The organism is Methylocystis bryophila (assembly GCF_027925445.1).
In the GTDB taxonomy this organism is placed as follows: Bacteria; Pseudomonadota; Alphaproteobacteria; order Rhizobiales; family Beijerinckiaceae; genus Methylocystis; species Methylocystis bryophila.
In genome coordinates this window covers 1,369,044-1,394,971 of record NZ_AP027149.1, presented here as the reverse complement: position 1 = coordinate 1,394,971, position 25,928 = coordinate 1,369,044, and the positions used below count along the sequence as shown (strand labels likewise).

The window sequence follows — 25,928 nt, the reverse complement described above, 5'->3', positions numbered from 1 at the left end:
TTTCCTCGAAGCGCTGTAGAAAACACCAGGCGCGGCCTCGGGGAAAGCGCCTCCTCCGCTTGAGCCCCAAAGCGGACGACCGACCCCGCTTGACCGCGCCGTTCTCCGCCTTAGCTGCTTTCGCGCGGCGCCCTTAAGGGAGGCTTGCCCATGACTGGCGTTTTGCTCGTTCTTCTCTATTTCGGCCTCGCCGCGCTCGCGGCTTTCGTCATTCTTCAGCCTGACCGTTTCGTCGTGGCGCGCAGCCGGACGATCCCCGCTTCGCCCCACACGCTGTTCGGTCTCGTCAACGATCTGCATCGTTTCGAGTCCTGGTCGCCCTGGGCGGATTTCGAGCCCGCCGCCAACAAAGCCTTTGAGGGGCCGGCAGCCGGCGAAGGCGCGAGCTTGGCCTGGTCGGGCGACAAAAGAGTCGGAAAAGTAACCATCGTCTCGAGCAGGCCCAACGAGAGCGTCGAAATGCGGCTCGACATGCAAAAGCCCATCGTCGCGCAAAACGACGTGCGCTTCCTCATCACCCCGGATGGCCAGGGCTCCAAGGTGGATTGGACGATGGTCGGACGGCGCGGACTCGTCGCCAAGGCGATGAATCTTCTCCTCCGGCACGACGACAAGATCGCCTCGCAATTCGAGAAGGGCCTCGCCCGACTCGAGGAGGCGGCAACGAGGGGCGTTCGCTAGTTAAGAGTCGTCGACCATTTGATTCCGCGACGCTACTTCGACAGCCACTTTGCTATGCCCGGCCATTGCTCGGTCAAGGTGCGCCGCCCCATGAAGAGCGCCAGATGGCAGCAGGGAGCGATGGCCGTCTCGACCGCCAAATCCGCGGGGACTCGGGATGCGGCGGCAAAGACCTGTGCCGGCGGGACGATCGCGTCCTCCGCGCCGGCCAGCAAGAAAAGAGGGCAGGAAAGCGCGCCGAGATCGACTGCGCGTCCCAGCGCCGGGAAGGTGCCGGCGATGAGGCGATTCTCTCGATAGAGCCAGAGGGCGACCTCTCTGTAGTAGGCGCCGGGAAGATCGAGCAGGCGATGATCCCAACGCTCGAATTTCTCGGCAAGCTCCCACTCGTCAGGCGTCATCGGACTTGCGGAAAGCTGCAGAAAGTCAATGAGACGCCGCGACTTGGCTTCACTCGGCCAGAGCCTCGACAAATGCCGGCCGAGCACGAGCCCTTCGCCAAGCTTGAGCAATTGCTCGAGGAGCGCTTCGCTCAGCGGCGCGCCCGACGCGCAGAGAGCGGAAGGCGCCGCCTTTGTGTCGATCGGCGAGCCAGCGAGTACGAGCTTGCGTATCTTGCCCGGAAAACGCGTGGCATAGACCAGAGAAAGCCAACCGCCCTGGCAGACGCCGACGAGATCCGCCGGCGGACCGATTTCGTCGACGGCGATGTTGAGAAGGGCGAGCTGAGCATCGACCCCCTCGTCTCTCATCGCCGGCGTCGCGCACTTCCACTCGACGAGAAAGATGCGCTCGCAACCATTCGACGACAGGGTTTGGACGAGGCTGTGACCCGGCGCCAGATCGAGGAATCCGGCGTCGTGAAGCGAACGCGGCGCGACGATCAGAAGCGGGGCTTGCGCCGCCTTGGCGTTCGAGAATTCGCGCAGCCGCAGGGCGTCCAGGTCGAGCGTCACGTTGTTCGGGGTGAGCCATTCGGCTTCGCTTTCGAGCGCAGCCTCGGTCTGCGCGGCGTCAGTCGTTGCGGTCGTCTCGCCCAAATCAAGCAGACGTTGGTAGAACTCGATCGTGCTCGTCCAGGGCCATGTCCAAAGATCATAAGGACTCATGGGGCGACGCCTCGCTCGCGCGACTTAGCCGGCTTTCATGAAGTTCGCTCTGTCAGCGCGGCGCGCTGCGCACGAGCTCTATAATCTCTTCCGTGATCTCCGCCTGCCGCTGGCGGCGATGCCGGGCTTCCAGCTCTTGCAAAGATTTCTGCACATTGCTGCGCGCCGCGATCATCGCCTGCATCCGCGCCTCGTTTTCCGCGGCGAAGGACAAGGTCGCCGCCGCGCAGAGCTCGGCAAAGACATATTCCTGCGCAAGGCTTTCGACCAGCGCCGGTTTCGGCAAATTGACGAGCGGCGGCGAGCGGCGGGACGGCGGAAAGCGAGAAAGCTCGAAGGGAATCAACTGCCGTTCGACGATGGTCAGGCCCGCACCGCCGTCGGGCGCGCCGTGAATGAGCGTCACTCGCCCTGCCTGGTTCGCGCTGATGCGGTCATAAAGGGCGCCCGCGACGCGGTCGGCGAGCGCGGGGGCTTCATCGACATGCGCCGCCATCGCCGTCGTCCACGCCAAGCCTAATCCTTGCTCTTCCGCAAGAGCTGCGCCGCGTTCGCCGACAATATAGAGCGCCATGCGCTCGTTTTGCGAAGCGGCGAGACTCTTTCTGACCGCCGCGAGAATGCGTTCGTTGAAGGCGCCGACGAAGCCCTGCGCAGAGCAGAAGGCGAGCAGAATATGGCCGGCGCTAGGCTTCCCAGGCGAGGCGATCGACTCCTCGCGCTCGCCAAGCTCCAGCGACAGCGCCGCGCCGATCGCCTCGCCCAAGGCGCCGGCGTAGGCGCGCACGCCTTCAAGTCGAGCTTGCGCCTCTCTCGCGCGCGCGGCCGCGACGCCGCGCATCGCGGTGATCACCGTCTCCAACTGGCGAGTCGCGACGATATGGGCGCGGATGTCGCTGAGGCGCTCGCTCATGTGCGGGGCGCACGGAGCTCTCTGACGAGCTCCGTGACCTTGGCCACGAGAGTGCCGCGCAGAGACTCGTCAAGCGGCGCCCCACCCATCAGCGCGGCCACGCATTGCGGCGCCGTCGCATCCAGATGCGCGGGAAGCCTGGCGCGGATCTCCGCCACGGCCTCGAGGGGCGCTTCGTCGATCACGCCGGCTTCGAGCGCTGTTAGCAGCGCCAGCTGGTCCGCAAGCCGCAGCGGCGCATAGCGCGGCTGAGTCAAAAGAGCGCGGATGCGTTCGCCGCGGACGAGCTCATTTTTGATGCGGGCGCCCGACATGCCGCCAAAGCGCGTGAACATCTCGAGCTCGAGGAACTGGGTATATTGGAGGCGCAGCTTTCCCGAGACTCGCCGTAGCGATCCGGGCTGCGCCTTTCCGCCGACGCGGCTCACCGAGAGACCCACATCCACGGCCGGGCGCCGGTTGGCGGCGAACAGGCGTTGGTCGAGGACGATTTGCCCGTCGGTGATTGAGATCAGATTTGTGGGGATATAGGCGGAGAGATTGCCGGCGTCGGTTTCGGCGATCGGCAGCGCGGTCAGCGAACCGCCGCCGAATTCTCGGGCGAGCTTGGCGGCGCGCTCCAAGAGGCGCGCATGCAGATAGAAAATGTCGCCGGGATAGGCTTCGCGCCCCGGCGGTTCATGGGTGAGAAGCGCGAGCTCGCGGTGCGTCGCGGCGTGCTTGCTCAGATCGTCGATCACGACGAGCGCGTCCTGGCCCCGGTCGCGGAAATACTCGGCCATGGTGAAGCCGGCGAAGGGCGCAATCCATTGCAGGCCGGGAGATGCGGCCGCCGAGGCGACGACGAAGATCGTGCGCTCGAAGGCGCCATTGGCGCGCACGGCCTCGATAGCGCGCTCAATCGCCGTCGCGCGCTGTCCGACCGCGACATAGACGCAGAAAATATCCGAATGCCGCTGATTGATGATGACGTCGATCGCCATCGAGGTCTTGCCGGTGGCGCGATCGCCGATGATGAGCTCGCGCTGGCCGCGTCCGAGGGCAAACATCGAGTCCACGACCAAAAGGCCCGTCGCGACCGGCTCGCTCACGCGGTCGCGCGAGATAATGGTGGGCGCGGCGCGCTCGATGGGATGGAAGGCCTCCGCGACGATCGCATCGCCGCCGTCCAGCGGACGACCGAGCGGATCGACGATGCGCCCCAAAAGACCCGGTCCGACCGGCGCGCGGGCGACTTCGCCCGTGCCGAGCACGCGCCCGCCCGCCTCGATGACGCGGCTGGCGTCGAGCAAGATGACGCCAATGCGATCCGCTTCGAGCGCGAGAGCAAATCCGAGCTCGCCATTCTCGAAGCGAAGCAGCTCGTTCAGTTCCACCTGCGGCAGGCCGGAGACGAAGGCGACGCCGTCGGCGAAGCTCTCGACGCGCCCCACGGTCTCGACCCTTGGGCCGAGCTCGGCTTTGGCCAAGGCCTCGCGCCCTCGCGCGAGCCAATCGGGCGCAACGCCAGGGGCCTCGTTACCCATCCTGCGCCTTCAGAAGCTCGGCCGAGATGCGCTCTAGATCCGCGCGCAGGCTGTTACGGATGCTCGTGTGCTCATTTTCCAGCTCGAGGCCGGCGAGGAGCGAAGGGTCGGCGCGCGTGGCGAAGCGCACCGGCTCCCCGAAAGCCTTCGTCAGCGCGCCGCGGCATAGCGCCTCCTCCTCGGCGGTCAGCGCGCGCGGGGCTCTCAGCACCGCGTCGGCGCGCCGAGAAAACTCCCCACGCGCCTCTGCGGAGAGGGCGCCGACGCCCTTGACCAGGCCGTCGACGAAGCCCGTGACCTGCGAGGAGGGCGGCAATCGCTCGAGCAGGCGGCGGGCAATGTCGAGGGCAAGCTGGTTCGCGCGTGAGGCTTCCGCCCGCTCTTCCGACTTCCTGTCGCGCTCGATCTCCGCCTGCGCGCCGGCGCGAGTTCGCTCCGCCTCCGCGCGGGCGGCCTCAAGCAGGACGCGGCGGGCCTCCTCAGCCTCGAGCGTCGCCGCGCGGACGGAGGCCGCCCGGTCGGACGCGATCGCGTCGAGCGCCGCCTGCGCCTTTTCCTCGAGCGCGCGGGCCGCAGCCTCTTTGGCGGCGGCCTCTTCCAGGAGATGCGCCGCCGCCGCCCGGCGTTCGGCGAGAATCGCGGCGATCGGGCGAAACAGAAAACGCGAGAGCAGCCAGATGAGGACGAGCGCGTTGACCGTTTGCAGCCCGAGCGTCCACCAGTCGATCTGCATGCGTGGCGCGCCTTACTTCGCGTAAGGATTGGCGAAGAGCAGCAGCAGCGCGATGACGAGACAGTAGATCGCCATCGTCTCGATCATCGCGAGTCCCACGAAGAGCGTGCGCGAGAGGACGCCGGCGGCCTCGGGCTGACGCGCAATCGCGTCCATGGCCGCGGCGACGGCCTTGCCCTCTGCGAGCGCGGGGCCGAGCGCGCCGAAAGAAACGGCGATGGCGGCGCAGATGACGCTGAGGCTTTGAATGTCGTACATCTCCGGGCCTTTCCTATCGCGTTTCCCAAACTTTGCGGAATTCGCTGTAAAGCGCGTTCTCAGTCATGCCCGTCGACCGCCGAGCCGATGAACACCGTCGCGAGCGTCGCGAAGATATAGGCTTGCACCGCGCCGGTGAGCAAATCGAGCGCCATGAGCGGTATCGGCGCGAGCAGGCCCGCGACGGACAGGACGATCCCGACGACGAACACGCCGCTCATGATATTGCCGAACAGGCGCACGATGAGCGAGAAGCTGCGCGTGAGCTGCTCGACGAGATTGAGCGGGATCATGATGACGCTCGGCTCGGCGAAGGTTTTCAGATAGCCGAGAACCCCACGCGTGCGCAGCCCGTGATAGATCGTCGCGAAAAAGACGATGACCGCCAGCGCCGTATCCGTCTCCAGCCGCGCCGTCGGCGGCTCGACGCCAGGAATGAGCGAGGACCAGTTGGCGAGAAGCACGAAAATGAAGATCGTGCCGATGAGCGCGCGATAGGGCGCGGGGTCGGCGCGCAATGTGTCCTTGATCTGCTCGTCGAGCGCCTCGACGAAGAGCTCCAACGCCGATTGCCCAGTACGCGGAGAGAGCGACAAGCGCCGGGTCAGCAGCGCGCTGATGAGAACGAGCGCCGCCATCAGGCACCAGGTGACGATCACGGGCTTGCTGATCGGGATCGGGCCGAGCTGAAAGCCGGGCTCCAGCGCGAGCGGGGAGGCTTTCATTCGAGCCCCCCGAAGCGACGCAAGGTGATGCGCCGCGCCGCAAGCAGACCGAGAGCGGCGGAGAGCAGCGGGGCCGCGCCGAGCTTCGCGAGCGCGACGAAGAGCGCAGCCAGCAGCCCAAAGCGCGCGACGAGCAGAAGAAGCGCCTTGGGCGTCGCGCCGCGCTCGAAAAGATCGACATTCCAGCGCAAGGCCGTGAAGTAAGCGAATCCCGCCGCCGCGCCTGCGGTGGCGCCGAGCGCGATTTGCAGCGCGAGCGAGGGAAACGCGGCGATCACTGGCGCGTCATCCATTTCCAGGCGAGCCAGAAGCCGACGCCGGCGCCGATCATGACGAGAGGGGCGGAGAAGAAGACGCCCGATGCATAGGTCCTGTCGAGCCAGCGTCCGAGAAAGAGGCAGGCCAGCGCCGGCAGCACGATCGCCCAGCCCAGCACGCCGATTTGGCCCAGCCGGCGCCCGAGCGAAGGCTCGGCGTCCCTGCGCCGCATGGCGTCGCGCTCGGCGGCGACACGCGAGGCGTCGGCGACGGGGTCATGCGCCTTTTCTGCTTCGCGCTCAGTCATGACGCCTTCGTCATTATCATGGGACACGAACCGCTCCGACAAGCCGCAAGGTCGCTGACGCAAATCACGGCGCCGACTTGCCATAGCGCTCCATCATGGCGTGACCAAGTTCGGACGAGGATGGCCAATGACCCCTCAGCTGGCCGCCATGTTCCACGTAAGCGCCAAGATTCGCTGGGTCGGGTTGCACAGGTTGCCCGCCTCGCAAGAACAGCAGTCCCTCCTTGCCGGGGGGCATCGCACGCACAAACGTGTCGGCGTCATCAAGCGCGGCTCGCAGTCGTTGTGCGACAAGGCTCGCGTCAATGGGCTCGACCGTATCGAGCGCGGCGTATTCGTCGGCTCGATAGCGGGCGTTGCGGCGAATTTCGTTGATAAGCCCTTCAGGCGTGAACCCGGGCGCTTTCTCGACGGCGGCCCAGATGACCGCGCCCAGGGGCAAGTGATGCTCATGAATCTGCAGGAGATCGAGCACGTCGCGCGGCGCGCGCCGACCGGCGGCCGCCATGGCCTTGTTGGTGGCGATGTCGATGATGTGCAACGCGTAGCCAAATAACTCATCTCTCTGGAGCGGAAAAAACCGAAAGTCGCTGTCGCGCAGCCATTCGAGCTTCATGCTCTCGCCGCCACGCCGCGCCTCCGCCCCATAAAGGCCAGGCTCTTGCCGAAGCCACTCAACCGTGAAGCCCGCCTGGGTCAACACCGCAGCGTCTGAAAGCGCCGCTGCGGCCGCGGCCTCCTCGCGGGAGTGGAAGATGTCGATATCGCCGGAAAAGCGTGGTCCACTGCGATTTAGCGGCAGAGAACCGGCGACATAGCTTTCGGGATTTCGATGCGCCGCCAGCAGGCAAAGAATTTCGCTTTGTAGTTTAGACAGCGGCACGGCAGGCCTCTTCAATTTGAAAGGCCAAAGCGCGCGCTTGCCGATCGCCCTCTAGTCGCAAGGAGTCGGCTATCGTCAAAGCCTGTGTGATGGTCGGCTGCTCTAGCTGCCGCCAGTTCCAAAGCGCGCGTGTTCCGTATCTGGCGAAAGCTTCGCGATAAAGGCGCACAATGCCCCCCGGCGCGGGTCGCCCGGAACCGAGATCTTTCAATTCTTCGAGGCTGCGCTCGTCTGTCATGGCCAACTCTCATTGCACCCTAGCACTTTCAAAAAGGGCGGCATAAGAAATGGCGCCAGGAAAAGAGGGCGGCGGCCTCTCACGCCCCCTCCTCCTCGCTGAACAACACCGCCTCGGGGGCCGCCCCAGAGGGATGCAGATAGCGGATCAGCTGGCGAACCGTGCGGGCGTGTAGGCGCGTCTGCTCGACCTTTGCGCGCGCTGCGGCGTCCAATCTTTCGGCGCGGGCGCGCCGCGCGTCGGCTTCGAGCTTTTGCAGATCCTGGCCCAGCACGCCTTGCCGGCAGGCGATCGACACGCGCTCGCCGCGACTCGCGGTCAACACGCCGCCGCGCAGCGCGCAATAGGCCTCGAGCCCCGCCGCTGTCCGCCAGCGCACGACGGAGGCCGGCAGCACCGTCAGGAATTCCGCGTGACCGGGCAGAATCCCGAAGCCGCCCGACTCGTCCTCGGCGCGGACCGACTGGACGCCCTCCGCGTCGACGAGCAGGACGTTGGGCGTCGTGATCGTCAGCCGCAGGGAAGGCGGACCGCTAGGCTCGCCGTCCACCCGCGCCCCAGATCGCGAGCCTCCAGGCTCGCGGCGCACAACCTTCTCCGTCATGCCGCCTCTTCCTTGCGCCTCACGTCGTCGAGCGAGCCCACCATGTAGAACGAGCTTTCGCGCCAGTGGTCGCAAGCGCCCGAGAGAATCGCGCGGCAGCCCTCCAGCGTGTCGGCGAGCGGGACGGAGCGGCCCGGCGTTCCGGTGAAGGCCTCGGTGACGGCGAAGGGCTGCGTGAGGAAGCGCTGCAAACGCCGCGCGCGATCGACCAATTTGCGGTCCTCGGCCCCGAGCTCCTCGACGCCGAGCAGCGCGATGACGTCCTGCAATTCCCGGTAGCGCTCGATGACACGGCGTACCTCGGTGGCGACGCGCGCGTGCTCTTCGCCCACGACCAGCGGATCGAGCAGCACCGAGGAAGAGGCGATCGGGTCGATCGCCGGATACATGCCTTCCGCGGCCATCTGCCGCGACAGCACGACCATGCTGTCGACATGCGAGGCAATCGTCGTGACGGCCGGATCGGTAAAGTCGTCGGCGGGCACATAGACGGCTTCGATCGCCGTCACCGCGACGCCGCCTACCGAAGCGATGCGTTCATGCAGCGCCGCCACCTCGCTGGCGAGCGTCGGCTGATAACCGACGCGCGACGGCAAGCGGCCCAGGAGCCCGGAGACCTCGGCGCCCGCCTGCACGAAGCGAAAGACGTTGTCCATGAGCAGCAGGACATTGCGCCGCTTCTCGTCGCGGAAATATTCGGCGATCGTCAGCGCGGTGAGCGGCACGCGCCAGCGGGCCCCCGGCGGCTCGTTCATCTGGCCATAGACGAGCACGGTGCGGTCGAGCACGCCGGATTGGCGCATGTCGACCAGCATCTCGTGGCCCTCGCGCGAGCGCTCGCCGATCCCGGCGAAGACCGAGACGCCCTGATAGGCCGAGACCATCGCGTGGATCAGCTCCATGACGAGCACGGTCTTGCCGACGCCCGCGCCGCCGAACATCGCCGCCTTGCCGCCCTGGGCGATCGGCGTGAGCAGATCGACGATCTTTATCCCCGTCTGAAAAATGCCGGCGTCGCGCGGTCGCTGCGCGAGAGGCGGAGGCGTGCGGTGGATCGCGCGTCTGGGCGAATCCTCGGGCAAGGGCGGTCCATTGTCGCCGACTTGGCCGACGACGTCGATCACGCGCCCGAGCGTGGCGTCGCCCACGGAAATTTCAATGGGACCGCCCGCCGCGCGGACAGGGCGCCCGCGGGAAAGTCCGACCGTGGATTGCAGCGCGAGGGCGCGGATCGTGTTGCGGTCGAGATGCGCCTGAACCTCGGCGTAGATCTGCTCGCCGGCGCCTTTGTCGACGATCAACGCCTCCTCGATCGCCGGCAGGCGCCCTTCGGCGAAACGCACGTCAAGGACCGCCCCGCGGACGGCGCTCACGCTTCCCGCCGCGCTTGCGTCGACGGGAGGGCCTCCATCGATCAGGGTCTGCGTATCTTCCGGCATGCTTCCGCCAAACTTGCCAAGCGAGCCCAGGAGCAATCCTAAAGCGCGCTGCGAAAAAGTGGAAATCGGCAAATCGCCAAACGCGCGCGCTCTCCCTTGGAGGGGCACGCCTGATTCTAAAAAATTGGGCGTGCTTTCCTTGAAAAACCCGCTTTCACTTTTTTTCAGCGCGCTCTACGCTCGCGCGCCCGCCGTTCGGCGCCGCTCGCGTCTCAAGAGAAGGAGAAAAGAAGTGGCGATCAAGGATCTTCTCTTTCATCTCGAGCCGGAAGGGCCGGAGTTCCCGGGGAGCGAGTTCGCTCTTTCGCTCGCGCAAGCCCATGGCGCGCATCTGACCGTCGCAAGCCTCGTGATCCAATATCCGCCGCAGCTCGCGACGCCCGCGAGCTTTGCGGGCGGTCTCGAATTTGGCGACGTGGAAAGCGTCGTCAAATTTGCCGAGGAGTACCGCAAGATCGCGCGCGAAGCTTTCGCGCAGCTCTCCAAATCCTTGCCCGCCGGGGTTTCGGCGGAGCACAGGATGATCGAGTCCTTTCCGCAAACCATCGGTGAGGACTGCGGGCGGCTCGCTCGCGGCTTCGATCTGTCGATCATCCCGCAGCCGAGTCCGCTCGGTCCGGATTACGCCCAGGACATCGTGACCGGCGCGCTTTTCGGCTCGGCCCGGCCGGTCATTGTTCTACCGCGAGGTTTTTTGGGACCCGCGAAGCTCACGAAGGCCATGGTCTGCTGGGACGGGGGCGCGCCCGCGACCAAGGCCCTGGCCGAATCGCTTCCCTTGCTGGAGCGCGCCGAAAAGGTCGAGGTCGTTTGCGTTCAAGACGACGGTCAATCCCCCGGGGACCCCAATGGCGCCGAGATTCTCCGACATCTCGAGCGGCACGGCGTCGCGGCCGTCTTGTGCGAAATTCCGTCGGCGAAGGACGAGGCGATTGCGCTACTTGATCGGGCGGCCGAAAGCCGCGCCGACTTCCTGGTCATGGGCGCCTATGGCCATTGGCGGCTGCGCGAGCTGATCTTCGGCGGAACCACGCAGCGCATGCTGGCCGAGAGCAAGCTGCCGATCTTCATGGCGCATTGAGCGGCGCGCTTGCCGCCACGCCGTTGAGCAAAATAATCGCCTCGCCCGGCAGATCGAGCTCGGTTGCGAGGAGATTCTCGCGCAGATGCGTGACCGACGCCGTGCCGGGGATAAGCAGGATATTGGGCGCGCGACGAAGCAGCCAGGCAAGAGCGACCTGCATGGGCGTGGCGTCGAGACTCCGCGCGACATCGGATAGAGTCGAGGATTGCAGCGGCGTAAACCCGCCGAGCGGAAAGAAGGGCACATAGGCGACACCGTTGCCCGCGAGCTCGTCGATGAGCGCGTCGTCCGTCCGATGCGCGAGATTGAAGTGGTTCTGCACGCACACGATCTCGCAAATGTTGCGTCCCTCCACGATCTGAGCGCGCGTGACATTGCTGAGGCCGATGTGGCGTATCAGGCCTTGCCGCTGAAGCTCTGCGAGCGCGGTGAGCGGCGCTTCTATCGAACCTTCCGCCGGCCCGTGAATGCTGAACATGACGCGCAGATTGACCACGTCGAGCGCATCCAGACCCAGATTGCGCAAATTGTCTTGCACGGCCTGCGCGAGGTCTTCGCGCGAGAAGGCTGGCCGCCAGGAGCCGTCTGCGCCGCGCCGCGCGCCGACCTTGGTGGCGATGACGAGGTCGTCTGGATAGGGATGCAGCGCCTCGCGGATCAGCCGATTGGTGACATGCGGCCCATAGAAGTCGCTGGTGTCGATATGGTTCACCCCGGCGTCCACCGCTTCGCGCAGCACGGCCAGCGCGGCGGCGTGATCCCTCGGCGGACCAAAGACGCCCGGTCCCGCGAGCTGCATCGCGCCATAGCCGAGCCGTTTCACGGCGCTGCCGCCGAAGGGGAATGTGGTCGTCATGCGTGGATCCTTGTTTCAAATCGCCCTCTCGAATATATGAGGAATCCTTCACTTTCCGAATTCGCATTCCATGCGCGCCATCGCAACAAGCCTAAAGCCCAGAAAAAGCCCGGTTCAGGCCCGCTCCGCGGTGACTGTCGACACCCTGCACGCCGCGACCATTCAGGTTTTGGTTCGGGAGGGACTGAGCCGCTGCACGACAACTCGCATCGCCGAGCGCGCGGGCGCGTCGGTCGGCAGCCTTTATCAATATTATCCGAATCGCGACGCGCTGCTCGCCGCTGTCCTCGAAAAGCACCTCGAAGGCGTCGCCGCCGCCGTGGAGCGCGCCTGCCTCGAACATCGCGGCAGACGATTATCCGAAGCGGCGTCCGCCTTTGTGGTTGCTTTTCTGGCTGCGAAGCTGCGCGCTCCCGAGGAGGCGAAGGCGCTTTACGCCGTGGCGGAAGAACGGGGCGGCGCAGTCCTGGTCGCTCGCATGCGCAAGCGCATCGTGGCGGCCGTCGCGGCCATGCTGGAAAGCGTGTCGGACGCCCGTCTCGACGACCCAGTCACGATCGCCACGATCGCGCTCGGCGCCCTGGTCGGGCCGGTGCAGGGCGTGCTCAAGGAAGGCGCGCCAGCGCAATTCAGGCGGCGCTTGGAGAGGGAGCTCGTCCTGCTCGTGACGGCCTATTTCCAAGCGCATGCGGAAGCGTCTTGAAAGCAAATCAAGAGCCCGACGCGGTTTGGGCCGGGCCTTGCCAGAGGCGCCAAACTGGGCAAAGACGCTCGTAGCGGGAGCTCTGCGGAGTAGCCCGGCAAGCCATCCTGAGTCGACGGACCAAAATCAAAAGAGGGTTACGGCATGAGCCATGTGGCGCACGAGCTTCACGAAGAATTTCCGGAGAAGAGCGAGACGATCCGCCGTCTCAAGAGCGAGAATGCGCATTTCGCTCGCCTTGCGGAACAGTATCACGAGCTCAACCGCGCCATTCACCGCATGGAGGCCGACGTCGAGCCGGTCGCCGACGAGACCTTGGAAGGCTTGAAGAAGCAGCGCCTCTCGCTCAAGGACGAGATCGTCCAGCTCCTTGAGACGGCGTAGCGCGCATTTTTACGAGAAGTTGAAAGATTCATGCGATCGAAACCTGCTCCGGCAATTTGATCTGGCGTGCTTCCCGTTCGAACGGAACGTTCGAGCGACAAGGAATTGCGCCGCGTTTTCGCCAGGAAGACCACCGACTCGCAAGGCTTCTCGGACAGGAGAGACTGGCTCTTTGAAATCGATGCTTCCGATTACCGCGCTCTTGGTTTTGACCTCAAGCGCGCAGGCGGCGACCCTGCCGCTCAATCCCGCCGTGACGCAGGAGAACATCGACGAGACGATTTGCGTGCGCGGCTGGACGAAGACGGTTCGACCGCCGTTTCAGGTCTCGAACGCGATCAAGCTCACGAAGCTTCGGGAGCGTGGACTGACGGAAGCGGACAAGAGCCGCTTCGAGCTCGATCACATCATCCCGCTCGCGCTCGGCGGCGCTCCCGACGATGTACGCAATCTTCGGCTTCAACCCTGGTCCGAGGCCGACAGGAAAGACGGCGTCGAGGTCTGCCTTGCGCATGCCGTTTGCGCCGGCCGCATGTCGCTGAACGAGGCGCGTCGTCGCATCTGGAAGGACTGGCGGGCGGCGGGAAGGGCGTGCAAATCAAAGCTCGCCTCGCCGCAAATCTGGAGAGCGCGGAACGAGTGAGACTGTGCGGAGGCAGAAGAGGCGCTCAAAGTAAAAGGCCGCGCTGACGCGCGGCCTTTTGAGGATGGCGAAAGACGTCGGTTTCTAACGAATGACGTAGGGCAGCAGGCCGAGCGTGCGCGCGAGCTTGATCGCTCTCGCGAGCTCGCGCTGCTTCTTGGCCGAAACCGCGGTGATGCGTGACGGCACGATTTTGCCGCGCTCGGAGATGTAGCGCGAGAGCAGGCGCGTGTCCTTGTAGTCGATCTTCGGCGCGTTCGGGCCGGAGAAAGGACAGGACTTGCGGCGACGGAAGAAAGGGCGGCGCGGGGCTGCGGGGGCGGACATCAGATCGTCTCCTCTTCCTTGCGCGGAGCGTCCTCACGGCGTGGGCGGCGCTCCGGCCGGTCGCCACGGTCGCCGCGCGGGCCGCGGCGATCGCCGCGTTCGCCTCTCTCGCCGCGTTCGCCGTCATCGTCGCGCTTGCGGAGCTGCGCCGAAGGGCCTTCCTCCAGCTCTTCCACGCGGACGGTGAGCGTGCGCAGAACGTCCTCGTTGAGGCTTTCCTGGCGCTCCATCTCGGCGATCGCCGCCGGCGGCGCGTCGATGTTGAGCAGCGTGAAATGCGCCTTACGGTTCTTCTTGATCCGATAGGCCAGGGATTTGACGCCCCAATATTCGACTTTCTTGACCGTTCCGCCAAGCGACGCGATCGTATTCTTGAACTGCCCGGTCAGGGTCTCCACCTGCTGCGCGGAGACGTCTTGACGGGCAAGGTAAATGTGCTCGTAGAGCGGCATTTTGGCTTGCCTTTCCTTGGTTTTCGGTCGCGCCCCGGCGCAAAGCCCTTCGAGCCCTCGGATGGAAAGGCTCGGATCGGGAAGTGTCGAAGGCGGGAACACGGGAAGGCGGGCCTAAGCCCTTCACCGGGGACTGGCCCCGGAGCTTCCGTTCAGCCCCCAGCCGGGGCGACGCGAAGCGCGGGTTATAACCGGATTTGCGTCAGACGCAAGGGCAAGGCGCCGATCAGCTTGGACGACGGCCGTCGAGCTCCGCATAGTGACGAAATATCCCCTGCTGGTTGAACGGGATGCGGCGACCGCTCGCCAAATAGGCGTGGATTCGCTGCCTCGCCGAAATCGTCTCGCGCAGCGCAGCGACGCGTGGCGCTTCGGCGAGGAAATCCTTCGTCGCCTTCGGGAAGGCGTAAAGCAGACCTTCGACGAGCTGGAACAGAGACAGGTCGGCGTAGGTTGCGCCGGAGCCAACGAGGTAGCCGCCGCCGTGCGGATTGCGAGACAGAACGCGCTCGAACCAGCCCAGAAATTTCGGGATTCGCTCTTGGCGAAACGCCTTCGCGCGGCGCGCCGCTTCTGGCTTCTGATCCTCATAATAGAGATGCGCGCCCAAGGGATGATGCGCGTCGTGAGCCTCGCCGACGACGTCGCCGATCGTGAGCTGGATCTGGTGTAGCCAGAGCCGGTCGGCCTCGCTTTTGGAGGAGAGTCCCAAGCGGTCGCCGAGATAGGCCAAGATCGCGGCGGTCTGGCCGATCACGAGATCTCCGTCGCGCAGAAACGGCGGCGCGAAGGGCGGCCGCAAAAGATCCTCTCTGTCGAGAAAGGCCATCAGCCTTTCGTCGCCGTTCGGCTGAAGGGCGATGTCGACATAGTCCGCGCCCGCGTCCTCCAGCACAAGCCGCACAAATTCCCCGCGGCCCTGTATGCCGCTCCAATAATATAGCTCATAGGTCACGAAGGCCTCCCTCAGTTTTCCCTCGGGAGAGCATATGGGGCCGGAGAGGTCGGGGACGAATTGGCGCGGCGCGAGCGACGCCCGCGTCGCTCCAGTCTCAAAAGCCTCGATCGCGCATTCGCGCTCAGGCGATGCGTCTCGTCGCGTGATCTAATAGACGCAAATCTTGAAGTCCGATCCGACCCAACAGGCGGGGTCGGCGGTCGAACGCTTCGCCTCGCCCCAGCGAGAATTGTTGCCGAGCTTGGTCAGGCCTCTCACCTCGGCGACGCCCGGCGAGACGATGGTTACGCTGATCGGGTCGATCTCCAGGAACTTGTGCCCCTTGGCTCGCGAGACCGAGAAGCTGCCGCCAGATTCGGCCATATAGTCGCAGGGACCGTTGAACTCTTTCTCGCCATTGCTGACGATCACGCACCTTGCCGGTCTCGCCGAAGCGCTCGCCGCGTGGAGAACAAAGATCGTCGAAGCGATAGCAAGCGCCCAGCTTTTCATGTCGGACCTCCAGTAGGCCTATCCAATCTCGCGACGGCGTCGACGCGACTCATTCCCTCAGGCTGTTGTTTCGACAATCGCCTCGAGCCCGAGAAGCCGGCCCAGCGCCTTCATACGGTTGAGCAGACGGTCGCTCGCCAGATTGGCGCGCGGCGCAGGAAGGGCGAGGATCAGGCGTCCCCTTGCGCAGCGCAGCGGCGTCGCCGGCAGCACGCCCGGCATGGAGGCGGAGAGCAGGTAGGCGACGCGCATCGCGGAGCCGAGGACGCGCGCGCGGATGATCTGACGCGTCGACAGCAGCGTGCGCAGCGAGGCGCAGTCGTGCTCGCTGTCGGGACCTTCATGCCGGAACACGATGGCGAGCGCGAGAAAGGCGCGCCCCGGATGGTCGACGCCGACGAAGCCGCCCTGGGTGACCACATTGGTCGCCTGCAAGGCGCGATAGTCGGGATGGGCGCGCCAGGAAACGTCGGAGAGCAAGCAGGCGGCATGGCGCAAGCGCTTCTCCTCGACGGTTTCTTCAAGGCCGCTCGAGGCCATCAGGACGTCCGTCCACTCGATCAATTCGTCGCCATAGACGGGCGCGCGCGCGAGCAAGGCGCCCTGCTCGCGCGCGGCCGCGAGCAGCGGATCCGCGCGGCGTTCTTCTTTCGAGAGGCGCTCGAACAGCAGGCCCTCGCGCACGCCGGCCGCCGAAATCACGATGTCCTTGGGCTTGGCGCAGCGAATGATCTCATCGAGCACGACCGCGCCATAGGCCAGCAGCGGGCGGCGCGCCATCGAGATGCTCGCGATGTCGGCGAGCGCTTCGCTGTCGACCCGTTCGACGAGCGCGACGAGGTCGGCCGCCTCGTAAGCGTTGATGCGATAATTATGCATCACGTCGAGCGGATAGTTGCGCTGGCGCATGTGGAGCTTCGCAAGCGCGCGCCAGGTTCCGCCCACGGCGTAAAAGCTGCGTCCGCGCAGGCTCGCGAGCGGACTCGCATCTGCGATCGCCTTGCGGGCGATGCGGCTCGCCTCGCGCAAGGACCGTTTCGACGCATCCATGAGCGCGAGCCCGCCGAGCGGCAGACTGACGCCTCCGCAGGGCTCGCCGCCGTCGAGATCGATCAGCTCGAGCGACCCGCCGCCCAGATCGCCTACGACGCCGTCCGGCGCATGGATGGCCGAGGCCACTCCGAGCGCCGAAAGCTCCGCCTCGCGGGGCCCTGAGAGCAGCGCGATGTCGCAGCCGATCGCCGACCGGGCGCCATCCAGAAACTCGGCGCCGTTGGCGGCGTCGCGCGCGGCGGCCGTCGCGATCACGGTCACATCGGCGATCCGCATCGTGTCGCACAGCGCTCGAAACCGTCGCAGCGCTTTCAACGCCTTGGCGACGCCGTCCTCGGAAAGGCGGCCATTGACCACGACCCCCTTGCCGAGGGCGCACATGGCCTTTTCGTTGAAGATCGGCGTCAGCGCGCGCGTCAACGCCTGATAGGCGACAAGGCGCACGGAATTCGAGCCGATGTCGATGATCGCGACAGGGTCTCCTTGCATGGGCTCAGCCATTGTCGTCGCGCTTGAGCAAGGAGCGCGGACGCCAATCTCTCAGAGATTTGCCGCGGCCTGAGAGGCTGGGATTCGTCATGAAGTAGTTGTGCGCGTTGAACCGTTCTTCCTTGGGCCTCGCGCTGTCCTGACCCGCCGCTCTCGCCGGGATCACGCGACGAGACGAGCCATCGGGGAGAAGAAGATAGCTTTGCTCATTGTCCATCAGATTGGCGACCATGATCTGATCCAACACCTGCTGGTGCACCGTCGGATTGGTGATCGGCATCAGCGATTCGACGCGGCGATCGAGATTGCGCGGCATGAGGTCGGCCGAGGAAATATAGAGCGGCGCGCGCGGATGCGGCAGGCCATGACCGCCGCCGAAGGCATAGACGCGCGCATGCTCGAGAAAGCGCCCGACGATGCTCTTGACCCGGATGTTTTCCGAAAGTCCCGGCACCCCCGGCCGCAAGCAGCAGATGCCGCGCACCACGAGATCGATCGAGACGCCGGCTTGCGAGGCGAGATAGAGCGCGTCGATGATCTCGGGATCGACGAGCGCGTTGCACTTGCCCCAGATCGCAGCAGGCTTTCCGGCCTTGGCGAAACCGATCTCCTGCTCGATGTGCTCGAGAAGCTTCTGCTTGAGCGAGATCGGCGAGACCGACATGCGTTCGAGCCCGGCGGGCTCCGCGTAACCCGTGATGTAGTTGAAGATGCGCGAAACGTCCCGGCCGATCGCGGGATCCGCGGTGAAGAACGAGATGTCCGTATAGATGCGCGCCGTGACGGGGTGATAGTTCCCAGTGCCGATGTGACAGTAAGTGGCGAGGCCGGAGCCCTCGCGGCGCACGACCATCGACAGCTTGGCGTGAGTCTTGAGCTCCAGAAAACCAAACACGACCTGCGCGCCGGCTCGCTCCAAATCGCGCGCCCAGCGTATATTGGCCTCCTCGTCGAAACGGGCCTTCAATTCGACGAGCGCCGTCACCGACTTGCCGGCCTCCGCCGCTTCGATCAGCGCGCGCACGATCGGACTGTTCGCCGAGGTTCTATAAAGCGTCTGCTTGATCGCCACGACATTGGGATCGCGCGCCGCCTGCTGCAGGAACTGAACGACGACGTCGAAGGACTCGTAAGGGTGATGGACGACGAGGTCCTTTTGCTTGATCGCCAGGAAGCAGTCGCCGCCATTGTCGCGCACGCGCTCGGGAAAGCGCGGGTTGTAGGGCGTGAACTTCAGCTCCGGCCGATCGAGCCCCACGAGTTCCGAGAGCTCGGTGAGCGCGAGCATGCCCTCGAGCTCGAACACCTCGTCGTCCTCGACGTCGAGCTCGTCGGCGACGAGCGCGCGGAGCGCGACCGGCATGTCGGCGGCGACTTCGAGGCGGATCACCGATCCGCGGCGGCGCCGCTTGAGCGCGGTCTCGAAGAGGCGCACCAGATCCTCCGCCTCCTCCTCGACTTCGATGTCGCTGTCGCGAATGACGCGGAAGAGGCCCTGACCGCGCAGGACATAGCCGGGGAAGAGGCGCTGCGCGTGCAGCACGATCAAGGTTTCGAGCGGGATGAAGCGCTCACGCGGCTGCGCGTCGGCTTTCGCCTCCGGAGCGGGCAGACGCACGAAGCGCTCGATCTTCTGCGGCAGCCGCACCAGCGCCTGCAGAGCCTTGCGGTCGCTCTGGCGGACGAGCTCCAACGCCAGCGTCGAGCCGAGATTGGGAATGAAGGGAAAGGGGTGAGCGGGATCTACCGCAAGCGGCGTCAGCACCGGGAAGATGCGCGCGAGAAAATGCTCCTCCAGCCATTCGCTGTCGGTCTTGGAGAGATCTGCAGGCTCGACGATCGCGATGCCGGCGTCCTTGAGCTCGACGCGCAGCTCCAGCCAGCGCAGCACTTGCTGGTTCGTCAGCTCGACGACGCGAGCGCTGACGCATTTGAGCTGCTCGGCCGGCGTCAGTCCGTCCTGTGACGCCGTGGTTAGTCCCGCGCGCGCCTGGCCGCGCAGGCCGGCCACCCTCACCATGAAAAATTCGTCGAGGTTGTTCGCCGAAATGGAAAGAAAGCGCAGCCTTTCGAGCAGAGGATGGTTGCGGTTCGACGCCTCCTCCAGCACGCGCCGGTTGAACTCGAGCCAAGACAGCTCGCGATTGACGAACCGCTTGGGCGAGGACATCAGCGCGTCGGCTTCCGTCCCGCAACTCAGCATCGGATTTTCAACCTCCACAACCGGCGCCTCTTCCTTCGATTTCTGCTGCGTCACAACCACTCTCCAATGCGGTGCAGGGCTCCGCGGAGGACTCCGTGAGCCGCGAGCTGAGCGCTCCTTATGTCAGTCCTCTCTGGCCCGGTCGAGAAGCTCGCCCGCAAGTACTCGGGTCACGCGTCGCCCGCGCATGAGCGCCTCGCGGTCGAGGTCGCGAACGAAGGCCCGCGCGGCGTCGAGCGAGCGCTCGAGCCGCAGCGTCAGATAGTCGCCGAGCCCGGGCTCCACGATCAACTGGCGATCGCGGAAAAGCTTATCCAGCACGGCGCGGATCAAATCCTCGTCGGGCGCGCCAATCTCGATCAAAGGCGCGCGACGCATTCGTGACAGCAGATCGGGAAGACGCACCCTGTCCTCGCGCGGCGGCGAACGCCTCGTCAGAAGGACAGGAATATTGCTTTCATTGGCGTAGTTCAGCAAATGGAACAGCGCGGTTTCGTCCGTTGCGTCTTCGAGGCCATCGACGACGATCGCCTCGGGTTTCAGCCCCACGAGCGCGTCCAGCGGAGGCAAGGCCAGGGGGGACGCCACGAGCGCGTGGGCGCGCCGCGCCCATATGGCGGCGAGATGGCTCTTTCCGCTGCCGGCCGGCCCCACGAGCAGCAGGAGACGATCCGGCCAGGAGGGCCATCGATCGATCATCGCCAGCGCGTCGACGTTCGATGGCGCTGCCAAAAATTCGTCGCGCGCGAAGCTCGGCTCGAAGGGAAACTCCAGCGCGAACTGCTCGCCGCCCCGCGCCGCTTTCTCGCCTTCGGCCATTTGCGCTCACTCCGCCTGTGAGGGCGCGGCGCTCGGTCGCAGATAATAGGAGCTCTCGCGATAGCGCTTCAGAGCGAAACGCAGCAGCACGCCCGCAGCCGCCGCGGCCGGCGCCGCCAGAAGGAGCCCGACAAATCCAAAGAGCGTTCCGAAGGCGAAAAGCGCGAACATGAGCCAGACAGGATGCAATCCGATCGAAGCGCCGACGAGACGGGGCGAGAGCACATTTCCGTCGAGGAAAAGACCGACGCTCACGATCGCGACCGCTTCGAGCGGAAGGCGCAAGTCAGGCCAGGACTGCACAAGGCCGATGCTGATCGACAGCACGAAGGCCGCGATCGATCCGGCGAAAGGGATGAAGCTCAACACGCCGGCGACGACGCCGATCAGAAAGCCGAAGTTCAACCCGATGAAGGAAAGGCCGAAGGCGAACCAGCTGCCGAGGAAAAAGCACACGGCGGCTTGTCCGCGCAGGAAACCGCCCATCGCCGCGTCGATCTCTCGCGCCAACATGCGCACCTCGCCGCGATAGCGCGGCGGCGTGAGGTCGTCGAGCATGCGCACCATCGCGCCCCAATCCAGCAGCATGTAAAAGGCGACGACGGGCGTCACCACGATCACCGACAATATGTTGATGATCGCAAGGCCGCGGGACAGCATCGAGCGCGCCAGATCCGCAAGATGCGCGGGGGTGTCGCCGAAGAACTCGTCGACGTATTTTTGCGTGTCGAGGGTCGGAATGGCGATGTCGAGCCCGTGCTCCTTGAGCACCTTGCTGTAATCGGTGACGAGCTTGTCGCTCCACTCGGCGAAAAGCCTACGGAGCGCGGCAATAAGGCTGGGGAGGCCCGTGAGGAAGCCTTCGAACTGCTGAATGAGCACCGGGACGAGCAGCAGCAGCGCCGCGCCGACGACCAGGACAAAGACGGCAAGCAGCAGCAGCGCCGCGCCGAGCCGCGACAAGCCGAGGCGCTGCAATCGCTCCGCGACCGGATTGAGCAGATAGCCCAGCACTGCGCCGGCGGCGAAAGGCGTCAGAATCGACTTCAGCGCCGAGGCGGCGACAAGCAGCGCCGCAATGGCGAAGCCCCAAAGCAGCAGATTCCGGTCGAGGCGGAAGCCGCCCCCCGGGCCGCCGCTCAGCGATACGTCTTCGCTCGACATTCCAGGCTCCCCACCGCCGCGCCGGAGAGATAGACGGTATGAGAAGGCGGGGCAATGGCGTCGCGGCGGAGGCGGAACAGGACTTGGGACGACTGTTCGCACGGAATATCTGCGTCTAGACCGGTGGCAGCTTGAGCTGGCGTAGGCTAGCATCGCGAATCCTGACGAAGGAGCTCCTTGTGAATGGGTTCAAGGAAAGCGATCAATTCAGGTAATGAGTAGTTCACGGTGTCCCAAACAATATCCAGATCGAGCTCAAAATAACCATGCGCAATTCTGTTGCGCATGGACGTCATTTTCAGCCAAGGCGCATCCGGATATTTGGCGCAAAATTCGTTGTGGTCGCGGGCAAGTCGTCCTGCCATCTCTCCAATTATCAAAAGGTTCATCACGACGGCCTGCCTGGTGCGTCTGTCTGCTACGAAATCATCTTTGCTCATTCCTTCGACGTAGGACAGCGCGAGCACGGCGGATTCGAGCATATGACCGACAGGCGCAAGCGGAGTCTTTCGCCTCATATCGGCTTGGCCTCGGCCAGGACACGGTCCCGAAAATAGTGCGAAATCTCGCCCGGGGTCAGCACGTCGACCTTTACGCCCAAAATCCCTTCAAGCTCCATCTGCAAGCCGCCGAGGTCGAAGAGAGTCGCGCCGGGAAGCGCATCGACCAAAATGTCGATGTCGCTCCCCTCCTGATCGTCGCGGTGCAGGACGGAACCGAAGACGCGCGGGTTCGTGGCGCGAAAGCGGCTCACGGCGGCGCAGACGGCTTCGCGATGGGCTGCAAGGGCTTCGGACGGCTTCATGCTTCGGGCTTCAAATTGACCGCGGGCGCTCCGGCTCCACGAAGGTAATAGCACAAAAAGTTCGGGCTCCCCGAAGGGAGCCCGAAGCCGCATTCTTTTGTCTTATTTCTTGTGGTCGTCGCCGCCGACTTCCTTGAAGTCCGCGTCGATCACATCGTCCTTGCCGTGGGCCTCATGCCCGCCGGGGCTCGCGCCTTCGGCCTGCTGCGCCTTGTACATCGCCTCGCCGAGCTTCATGGAGGCCTGCGCCAGCTCGCTCGTGCGCGTCTTGATCGCCTGAGCGTCCTCGCCCGTGAGCGCCGTCTTCAGCGCTTCGATCGCCGCCTCGATCGCGCTGCGGTCGGCGGACGACACCTTGTCGCCGAATTCCGCAAGCGACTTGTGCGCTGAATGCACGGCCGCTTCGCCGTGGTTCTTCGCGTCGATGAGCTCGCGCCGCGCCTTGTCCTCGGCGGCGTGCGCCTCGGCGTCCTTGACCATGCGGTCGATGTCGGAGTCGGTGAGACCGCCCGAGGCCTGGATGCGGATCTGCTGCTCCTTGCCCGTGGCCTTATCCTTCGCCGTGACGCTGACGATGCCATTGGCGTCGATGTCGAAGGTCACCTCGATCTGCGGCACGCCGCGCGGGGCCGGCGGAATGCCGGAGAGATCGAAGCGTCCCAGGCTCTTATTGTCCTGCGCCATCTCGCGCTCGCCCTGGAACACATTGATCGTGACCGCGGTCTGGTTGTCCTCGGCCGTCGAGAAGACCTGGCTCTTCTTCGTCGGGATCGTCGTGTTGCGGTCGATGAGACGCGTGAACACGCCGCCGAGCGTCTCGATGCCGAGCGAGAGCGGCGTCACGTCGAGGAGCAGCACGTCCTTCACGTCGCCCTGCAGCACGCCCGCCTGCACGGCTGCGCCGACCGCGACGACCTCGTCGGGGTTCACGCCCTTATGCGGCTCCTTGCCGAAGAACTGCTTGACGATCTCCTGCACCTTCGGCATGCGCGTCATGCCGCCGACGAGGACGACTTCGCCGATCTCGCCCGCCGACATGCCGGCGTCCTTCAACGCCTTGCGGCAGGGCTCGATCGTGCGCTGGATGAGATCGTCGACCAGCGTCTCGAATTTCGCGCGCGTCAGCTTCATCGACAGGTGCTTGGGACCGGTCGCGTCGGCGGTGATGTAGGGCTCGTTGATCTCCGTCTGCGTCGCCGAGGAGAGCGCGATCTTCGCGTCCTCCGCCGCCTTCTTCAGGCGCTGCAGGGCGAGCTTGTCCTTCGTGAGATCGATGCCGTGCTCCTTCTTGAACTCGCTCGCGAGATATTCGACGAGCCGGTTGTCGAAGTCCTCGCCGCCGAGGAAGGTGTCGCCGTTCGTCGACTTCACCTCGAACACGCCGTCGCCGATCTCGAGGATGGAAATATCGAAGGTGCCGCCGCCGAGGTCATAGACCGCGATCGCGCCGGAGTGCTTCTTGTCGAGGCCGTAGGCCAGCGCCGCGGCGGTCGGCTCGTTGATGATGCGCAGCACCTCGAGGCCGGCGATCTTGCCGGCGTCCTTGGTCGCCTGACGCTGAGCGTCGTTGAAATAGGCGGGGACGGTGATGACGGCCTGCGTGACGGGATAGCCGAGATGCGCCTCCGCCGTCTCCTTCATCTTTTGGAGGATGAAGGCGGAGATTTGCGAGGGCGAATATTGCTTGCCGGACGCCTCGACCCAGGCGTCGCCATTGCCGCCGCGCACGATGTGATAGGGGACGAGGCCCATATCCTTCTTGGTCAGCGGATCGTCGAAGGTGCGGCCGATCAGCCGCTTGATCGCGAAAAAGGTCTTTTCGGGATTGGTCACCGCCTGGCGCTTCGCCGGCTGACCGACGAGGCGCTCGCCGTCGTCGGTGAAGGCGACGATGGACGGCGTCGTGCGCGCGCCCTCCGCATTCTCGATGACCTTAGGGGTCGACCCGTCCATGACAGCCACGCAGGAATTGGTGGTGCCGAGGTCGATGCCGATGATTTTCGCCATTTCGCGTCCTTTCTCTACCGAATCTGTAACGGGCCCCGAAGCGGTCCCTTGCCGACAACTCCGCTGTGGCCCTCAATCAAGCCCTCTGGACGCCGTCGCTCGACCCCAGACATTGTGCCTCCGCCGGCTGGACGCAAGGGCGTCCAAAGCTCTGAGCCTGGCTTATTTACGGGCGCCGCGAGGAGCAAGCCCGCACGGTCAAGCAGACGCCACCCGCGCGTAGACCGCGTCGATCTTCGCACCGCAGTCCAGCGCCCGGAAGACCTCGACCGAGAGCCCCGCCTCCAGGGGCCGGATGCGGGAGACGATCCGTTCGGCCTCCGCCTCGCTCGCCGCAAAGGCGAAACCCGTCGGGCCCCAGCTCGTCTGCCCGCCGCCCACCGCCCCCTGCGCGACAAGCGCAGCCACCGTCCGCTCCACGACCGGACTGAGGAAGCGTCGCCCGCCTTGCGCGGGCGCGAAGTAATCTCCCACGGCCTGCTGGATATGCGCGATCGCCGCGCCAAAGCCCGCGAGATCGCGCTCGATCAAGGCGGGGAGCGCTTGCATCAGCACGCGGCGGCAGAGTTCTCCTGCCATCGATTCGGAGAAGGCCGGCAAACGCGCGAAAGCCTCGCGCTCGCCTTCTCCATGGGCCCCTTCCGCCCTCGAATCGGAAACCAGCAACACTCGCCACTCGGGCGGAAAGGGCAGGCGCGCGACAATCGGCGCGGTCGGGCCGTCGTCGCTTCTCCCGCCGTCCACGACGAAGCCGCCGTGTTCGAAGAGACCGGCGCCGAGCCCCGAACGCGCGCCGCGTCCCATCGCCGCGGCGTCGGAGGCCGCGTCGCCCACGACGTCCTCGAGGCGGCGTAGCCCCGCGGCGATCGCCAGGGCAAGCTGCGTTCCGGAGCCTAGACCCGCATGCGCCGGGATCGCCTCCTGGATGACGAGCCGCGCCTTCAGGCCCGGCGCGAAGGCCGATCTCGCTTTCTCGAAAAGCGAAGCCGCGCGCGGCGCCTCCGGACCTTCGACCGAGACCTCCTCGGCGCGGGTGAGGGTCAATCGCGTCTTCGGCCCGTCGATCGCCAGGCCCAGCCCGCCGAATTTGCGGCCGAGCCCACCGTGGAGATCGAGAAAGCCGAGATGGAGCCGCGCGCTGGCGGCGACGCGAACCTCGTTGACGCTTCTGTCCGCCGGCATGGGCGCCCCGTGGTTTCGCAAGACAGGCGAGGCTTGCGCTCTAAGTAGGGAGGGAGATCTCGCGCGATGGCGGCAGCGCCTGCGCTCGCGCGACTAACCCGGCGGAAGGGCGCTTGGCAAGGAGAATTGCTGCGCCGCACTCAGTCCCGCCGACAGGAGAGAGATAATGACCACGAAGGATCGCGTCTACTCCGAGGCGGAGATTGCCGAGAAGCTCGCCAAGGAGCTGCCCGAATGGCGCTACGAAGGCGGCTGGATCCGCCGCACCTACAAGACGCACACATGGCCCGGCACCCTCCTGCTCATCAATACGATCGGCATGCTCTCGGAGGCGGCCTGGCATCACCCCGATCTCGTCGTCTCCTACGCCTTCGTCGAGGTGAAGCTCGCCACCCACTCCGCCAAGGGGATCACCGACAAGGACTTCGAGCTGGCGAAGAAGCTCGAGGAGACGTTGTTGTGGCGCGGGCAGAACGCGCCCGAGGCGCCGCTCGCCAAGCGCGTGCTGCGGGGGCCGAAAGAGGCGCATGAGTGACCGCGCGAGGATCGCGCCAGCGCGGGCGGTCCGGAGAGAAAAGCCCAGCGCCGCGCTCTTGATCTTCGCGGCGTCGAAGGCCACTCTTCTCGCGTCCT

The 25,928-nt window shown here is 65.4% G+C and carries 30 protein-coding genes; 6 read left to right on the top strand and 24 right to left on the bottom strand.

The window, feature by feature from the left end; genetic code table 11:
• Positions 1 to 150: 150 nt before the first annotated feature.
• Complete coding sequence (locus QMG80_RS06570) at positions 151 to 681, top strand: SRPBCC family protein (protein WP_085772092.1); 531 nt, start codon at positions 151 to 153, stop codon at positions 679 to 681.
• A gap of 32 nt (positions 682 to 713) precedes the next feature.
• Here QMG80_RS06570 and QMG80_RS06565 read toward each other — a convergent pair whose 3' ends face one another.
• The 11 genes from QMG80_RS06565 to atpD form a co-directional block, all read right to left on the bottom strand.
• Complete coding sequence (locus tag QMG80_RS06565) at positions 714 to 1,790, bottom strand: alpha/beta fold hydrolase (RefSeq protein WP_085772091.1); 1,077 nt, start codon at positions 1,788 to 1,790, stop codon at positions 714 to 716.
• 52 nt (positions 1,791 to 1,842) lie between these two features.
• Entirely contained in the window at positions 1,843 to 2,703 is an 861-nt protein-coding gene (locus QMG80_RS06560) for a F0F1 ATP synthase subunit gamma (protein ID WP_085772090.1), read from the bottom strand.
• Positions 2,700 to 4,229, bottom strand: coding sequence for a F0F1 ATP synthase subunit alpha (locus tag QMG80_RS06555; RefSeq protein ID WP_085772089.1), 1,530 nt, complete (start codon positions 4,227 to 4,229; stop codon positions 2,700 to 2,702). The genes QMG80_RS06560 and QMG80_RS06555 overlap by 4 nt, the downstream gene beginning before the upstream one ends.
• Positions 4,222 to 4,962: a F0F1 ATP synthase subunit delta gene (locus QMG80_RS06550; protein WP_085772088.1), complete on the bottom strand. Its 741-nt coding sequence runs from the start codon at positions 4,960 to 4,962 to the stop codon at positions 4,222 to 4,224. Before QMG80_RS06550 ends, QMG80_RS06555 begins: the two co-directional genes overlap by 8 nt.
• Before the next feature lie 12 nt (positions 4,963 to 4,974).
• Positions 4,975 to 5,220: a F0F1 ATP synthase subunit C gene (locus tag QMG80_RS06545; protein WP_085772087.1), complete on the bottom strand. Its 246-nt coding sequence runs from the start codon at positions 5,218 to 5,220 to the stop codon at positions 4,975 to 4,977.
• 59 nt (positions 5,221 to 5,279) lie between these two features.
• Positions 5,280 to 5,945 (bottom strand): F0F1 ATP synthase subunit A, encoded by a 666-nt coding sequence (locus tag QMG80_RS06540; protein ID WP_085772086.1) that lies wholly within the window; start codon positions 5,943 to 5,945, stop codon positions 5,280 to 5,282.
• Complete coding sequence (locus QMG80_RS06535; RefSeq protein WP_245299917.1) at positions 5,942 to 6,223, bottom strand: N-ATPase subunit AtpR; 282 nt, start codon at positions 6,221 to 6,223, stop codon at positions 5,942 to 5,944. Before QMG80_RS06535 ends, QMG80_RS06540 begins: the two co-directional genes overlap by 4 nt.
• Positions 6,220 to 6,537 carry an AtpZ/AtpI family protein gene (locus tag QMG80_RS06530; RefSeq protein ID WP_245299916.1) on the bottom strand — a complete coding sequence of 106 codons (318 nt, stop codon included), beginning with the start codon at positions 6,535 to 6,537 and terminating at the stop codon, positions 6,220 to 6,222. Before QMG80_RS06530 ends, QMG80_RS06535 begins: the two co-directional genes overlap by 4 nt.
• A 37-nt stretch (positions 6,538 to 6,574) precedes the next feature.
• On the bottom strand, positions 6,575 to 7,393 hold the full coding sequence (locus QMG80_RS06525; protein WP_085772084.1) for a hypothetical protein: 819 nt from the start codon (positions 7,391 to 7,393) through the stop codon (positions 6,575 to 6,577).
• A gap of 317 nt (positions 7,394 to 7,710) precedes the next feature.
• Positions 7,711 to 8,235, bottom strand: coding sequence for a F0F1 ATP synthase subunit epsilon (locus QMG80_RS06520; RefSeq protein ID WP_085772082.1), 525 nt, complete (start codon positions 8,233 to 8,235; stop codon positions 7,711 to 7,713).
• Complete coding sequence (gene atpD / locus QMG80_RS06515; RefSeq protein ID WP_085773718.1) at positions 8,232 to 9,674, bottom strand: F0F1 ATP synthase subunit beta; 1,443 nt, start codon at positions 9,672 to 9,674, stop codon at positions 8,232 to 8,234. Before atpD ends, QMG80_RS06520 begins: the two co-directional genes overlap by 4 nt.
• 232 nt (positions 9,675 to 9,906) lie before the next feature.
• Between atpD and QMG80_RS06510 the strand changes: the two genes are divergently transcribed.
• Positions 9,907 to 10,755, top strand: a complete 849-nt coding sequence (locus tag QMG80_RS06510) for a universal stress protein (RefSeq protein WP_158658764.1) — start codon at positions 9,907 to 9,909, stop codon at positions 10,753 to 10,755.
• Here the strand turns inward: QMG80_RS06510 and QMG80_RS06505 are convergent.
• On the bottom strand, positions 10,742 to 11,614 hold the full coding sequence (locus QMG80_RS06505) for an aldo/keto reductase family oxidoreductase (protein WP_085772080.1): 873 nt from the start codon (positions 11,612 to 11,614) through the stop codon (positions 10,742 to 10,744). The genes QMG80_RS06510 and QMG80_RS06505 overlap by 14 nt on opposite strands.
• Before the next feature lie 130 nt (positions 11,615 to 11,744).
• On the opposite strand from QMG80_RS06505, the gene QMG80_RS06500 reads away from it, so the two are divergent.
• From QMG80_RS06500 to QMG80_RS06490, 3 genes are all read left to right on the top strand, one after another.
• A complete protein-coding gene (locus tag QMG80_RS06500) occupies positions 11,745 to 12,317 on the top strand; it encodes a TetR/AcrR family transcriptional regulator (RefSeq protein ID WP_245299915.1) in 573 nt (190 codons plus the stop codon).
• Positions 12,318 to 12,461: 144 nt separating this feature from the next.
• On the top strand, positions 12,462 to 12,701 hold the full coding sequence (locus QMG80_RS06495) for an HP1242/YdcH family protein (RefSeq protein ID WP_085772078.1): 240 nt from the start codon (positions 12,462 to 12,464) through the stop codon (positions 12,699 to 12,701).
• A 172-nt stretch (positions 12,702 to 12,873) separates the two neighbouring features.
• Positions 12,874 to 13,344, top strand: coding sequence for an HNH endonuclease family protein (locus QMG80_RS06490; RefSeq protein ID WP_158658763.1), 471 nt, complete (start codon positions 12,874 to 12,876; stop codon positions 13,342 to 13,344).
• Positions 13,345 to 13,428: 84 nt separating this feature from the next.
• On the opposite strand, the gene rpsR is transcribed toward QMG80_RS06490, so the two are convergent.
• From rpsR to QMG80_RS06430, 12 genes are all read right to left on the bottom strand, one after another.
• Complete coding sequence (gene rpsR, locus QMG80_RS06485; protein ID WP_085772076.1) at positions 13,429 to 13,671, bottom strand: 30S ribosomal protein S18; 243 nt, start codon at positions 13,669 to 13,671, stop codon at positions 13,429 to 13,431.
• Entirely contained in the window at positions 13,671 to 14,123 is a 453-nt protein-coding gene (gene rpsF, locus QMG80_RS06480) for a 30S ribosomal protein S6 (RefSeq protein ID WP_085772075.1), read from the bottom strand. Before rpsF ends, rpsR begins: the two co-directional genes overlap by 1 nt.
• A 226-nt stretch (positions 14,124 to 14,349) precedes the next feature.
• Positions 14,350 to 15,078, bottom strand: a complete 729-nt coding sequence (locus tag QMG80_RS06475; protein ID WP_085772074.1) for a glutathione S-transferase — start codon at positions 15,076 to 15,078, stop codon at positions 14,350 to 14,352.
• A 150-nt stretch (positions 15,079 to 15,228) separates the two neighbouring features.
• On the bottom strand, positions 15,229 to 15,573 hold the full coding sequence (locus QMG80_RS06470) for a hypothetical protein (protein WP_085772073.1): 345 nt from the start codon (positions 15,571 to 15,573) through the stop codon (positions 15,229 to 15,231).
• A 57-nt stretch (positions 15,574 to 15,630) separates the two neighbouring features.
• Entirely contained in the window at positions 15,631 to 17,127 is a 1,497-nt protein-coding gene (ppx, locus tag QMG80_RS06465; protein ID WP_085772072.1) for an exopolyphosphatase, read from the bottom strand.
• Positions 17,120 to 19,318, bottom strand: a complete 2,199-nt coding sequence (locus QMG80_RS06460; RefSeq protein ID WP_085773717.1) for an RNA degradosome polyphosphate kinase — start codon at positions 19,316 to 19,318, stop codon at positions 17,120 to 17,122. The genes ppx and QMG80_RS06460 overlap by 8 nt, the downstream gene beginning before the upstream one ends.
• A gap of 123 nt (positions 19,319 to 19,441) precedes the next feature.
• On the bottom strand, positions 19,442 to 20,137 hold the full coding sequence (locus QMG80_RS06455; protein ID WP_085772071.1) for a P-loop NTPase family protein: 696 nt from the start codon (positions 20,135 to 20,137) through the stop codon (positions 19,442 to 19,444).
• A gap of 6 nt (positions 20,138 to 20,143) precedes the next feature.
• Positions 20,144 to 21,301, bottom strand: a complete 1,158-nt coding sequence (locus QMG80_RS06450) for an AI-2E family transporter (RefSeq protein ID WP_085772070.1) — start codon at positions 21,299 to 21,301, stop codon at positions 20,144 to 20,146.
• 146 nt (positions 21,302 to 21,447) lie between these two features.
• Positions 21,448 to 21,783, bottom strand: coding sequence for a HepT-like ribonuclease domain-containing protein (locus QMG80_RS06445; protein ID WP_281926432.1), 336 nt, complete (start codon positions 21,781 to 21,783; stop codon positions 21,448 to 21,450).
• A 32-nt stretch (positions 21,784 to 21,815) separates the two neighbouring features.
• Positions 21,816 to 22,106 (bottom strand): nucleotidyltransferase family protein, encoded by a 291-nt coding sequence (locus QMG80_RS06440; RefSeq protein ID WP_085772068.1) that lies wholly within the window; start codon positions 22,104 to 22,106, stop codon positions 21,816 to 21,818.
• A gap of 102 nt (positions 22,107 to 22,208) precedes the next feature.
• On the bottom strand, positions 22,209 to 24,113 hold the full coding sequence (dnaK, locus tag QMG80_RS06435) for a molecular chaperone DnaK (protein ID WP_085772067.1): 1,905 nt from the start codon (positions 24,111 to 24,113) through the stop codon (positions 22,209 to 22,211).
• A 198-nt stretch (positions 24,114 to 24,311) separates the two neighbouring features.
• Positions 24,312 to 25,295, bottom strand: a complete 984-nt coding sequence (locus QMG80_RS06430; protein ID WP_085772066.1) for a beta-ribofuranosylaminobenzene 5'-phosphate synthase family protein — start codon at positions 25,293 to 25,295, stop codon at positions 24,312 to 24,314.
• A 166-nt stretch (positions 25,296 to 25,461) separates the two neighbouring features.
• Here QMG80_RS06430 and QMG80_RS06425 point away from each other — a divergent pair, with 166 nt between their 5' ends.
• On the top strand, positions 25,462 to 25,830 hold the full coding sequence (locus QMG80_RS06425; RefSeq protein ID WP_085772065.1) for a 4a-hydroxytetrahydrobiopterin dehydratase: 369 nt from the start codon (positions 25,462 to 25,464) through the stop codon (positions 25,828 to 25,830).
• The last annotated feature ends 98 nt before the right edge of the window (positions 25,831 to 25,928 follow it).

Bases quoted from the DNA above. Each gene is read 5' to 3' on its own strand.
- QMG80_RS06570 (WP_085772092.1), top strand. From the start codon at position 151: ATGACTGGCGTTTTGCTCGTTCTTCTCTATTTCGGCCTCGCCGCGCTC.
- QMG80_RS06565 (WP_085772091.1), bottom strand. From the start codon at position 1,790: ATGAGTCCTTATGATCTTTGGACATGGCCCTGGACGAGCACGATCGAG.
- QMG80_RS06560 (WP_085772090.1), bottom strand. From the start codon at position 2,703: ATGAGCGAGCGCCTCAGCGACATCCGCGCCCATATCGTCGCGACTCGC.
- QMG80_RS06555 (WP_085772089.1), bottom strand. From the start codon at position 4,229: ATGGGTAACGAGGCCCCTGGCGTTGCGCCCGATTGGCTCGCGCGAGGG.
- QMG80_RS06550 (WP_085772088.1), bottom strand. From the start codon at position 4,962: ATGCAGATCGACTGGTGGACGCTCGGGCTGCAAACGGTCAACGCGCTC.
- QMG80_RS06545 (WP_085772087.1), bottom strand. From the start codon at position 5,220: ATGTACGACATTCAAAGCCTCAGCGTCATCTGCGCCGCCATCGCCGTT.
- QMG80_RS06540 (WP_085772086.1), bottom strand. From the start codon at position 5,945: ATGAAAGCCTCCCCGCTCGCGCTGGAGCCCGGCTTTCAGCTCGGCCCG.
- QMG80_RS06520 (WP_085772082.1), bottom strand. From the start codon at position 8,235: ATGACGGAGAAGGTTGTGCGCCGCGAGCCTGGAGGCTCGCGATCTGGG.
- atpD (WP_085773718.1), bottom strand. From the start codon at position 9,674: ATGCCGGAAGATACGCAGACCCTGATCGATGGAGGCCCTCCCGTCGAC.
- QMG80_RS06505 (WP_085772080.1), bottom strand. From the start codon at position 11,614: ATGACGACCACATTCCCCTTCGGCGGCAGCGCCGTGAAACGGCTCGGC.
- QMG80_RS06495 (WP_085772078.1), top strand. From the start codon at position 12,462: ATGAGCCATGTGGCGCACGAGCTTCACGAAGAATTTCCGGAGAAGAGC.
- rpsR (WP_085772076.1), bottom strand. From the start codon at position 13,671: ATGTCCGCCCCCGCAGCCCCGCGCCGCCCTTTCTTCCGTCGCCGCAAG.
- rpsF (WP_085772075.1), bottom strand. From the start codon at position 14,123: ATGCCGCTCTACGAGCACATTTACCTTGCCCGTCAAGACGTCTCCGCG.
- QMG80_RS06470 (WP_085772073.1), bottom strand. From the start codon at position 15,573: ATGAAAAGCTGGGCGCTTGCTATCGCTTCGACGATCTTTGTTCTCCAC.
- ppx (WP_085772072.1), bottom strand. From the start codon at position 17,127: ATGGCTGAGCCCATGCAAGGAGACCCTGTCGCGATCATCGACATCGGC.
- QMG80_RS06460 (WP_085773717.1), bottom strand. From the start codon at position 19,318: ATGCTGAGTTGCGGGACGGAAGCCGACGCGCTGATGTCCTCGCCCAAG.
- QMG80_RS06455 (WP_085772071.1), bottom strand. From the start codon at position 20,137: ATGGCCGAAGGCGAGAAAGCGGCGCGGGGCGGCGAGCAGTTCGCGCTG.
- QMG80_RS06450 (WP_085772070.1), bottom strand. From the start codon at position 21,301: ATGTCGAGCGAAGACGTATCGCTGAGCGGCGGCCCGGGGGGCGGCTTC.
- QMG80_RS06445 (WP_281926432.1), bottom strand. From the start codon at position 21,783: ATGCTCGAATCCGCCGTGCTCGCGCTGTCCTACGTCGAAGGAATGAGC.
- QMG80_RS06440 (WP_085772068.1), bottom strand. From the start codon at position 22,106: ATGAAGCCGTCCGAAGCCCTTGCAGCCCATCGCGAAGCCGTCTGCGCC.
- dnaK (WP_085772067.1), bottom strand. From the start codon at position 24,113: ATGGCGAAAATCATCGGCATCGACCTCGGCACCACCAATTCCTGCGTG.
- QMG80_RS06430 (WP_085772066.1), bottom strand. From the start codon at position 25,295: ATGCCGGCGGACAGAAGCGTCAACGAGGTTCGCGTCGCCGCCAGCGCG.
- QMG80_RS06425 (WP_085772065.1), top strand. From the start codon at position 25,462: ATGACCACGAAGGATCGCGTCTACTCCGAGGCGGAGATTGCCGAGAAG.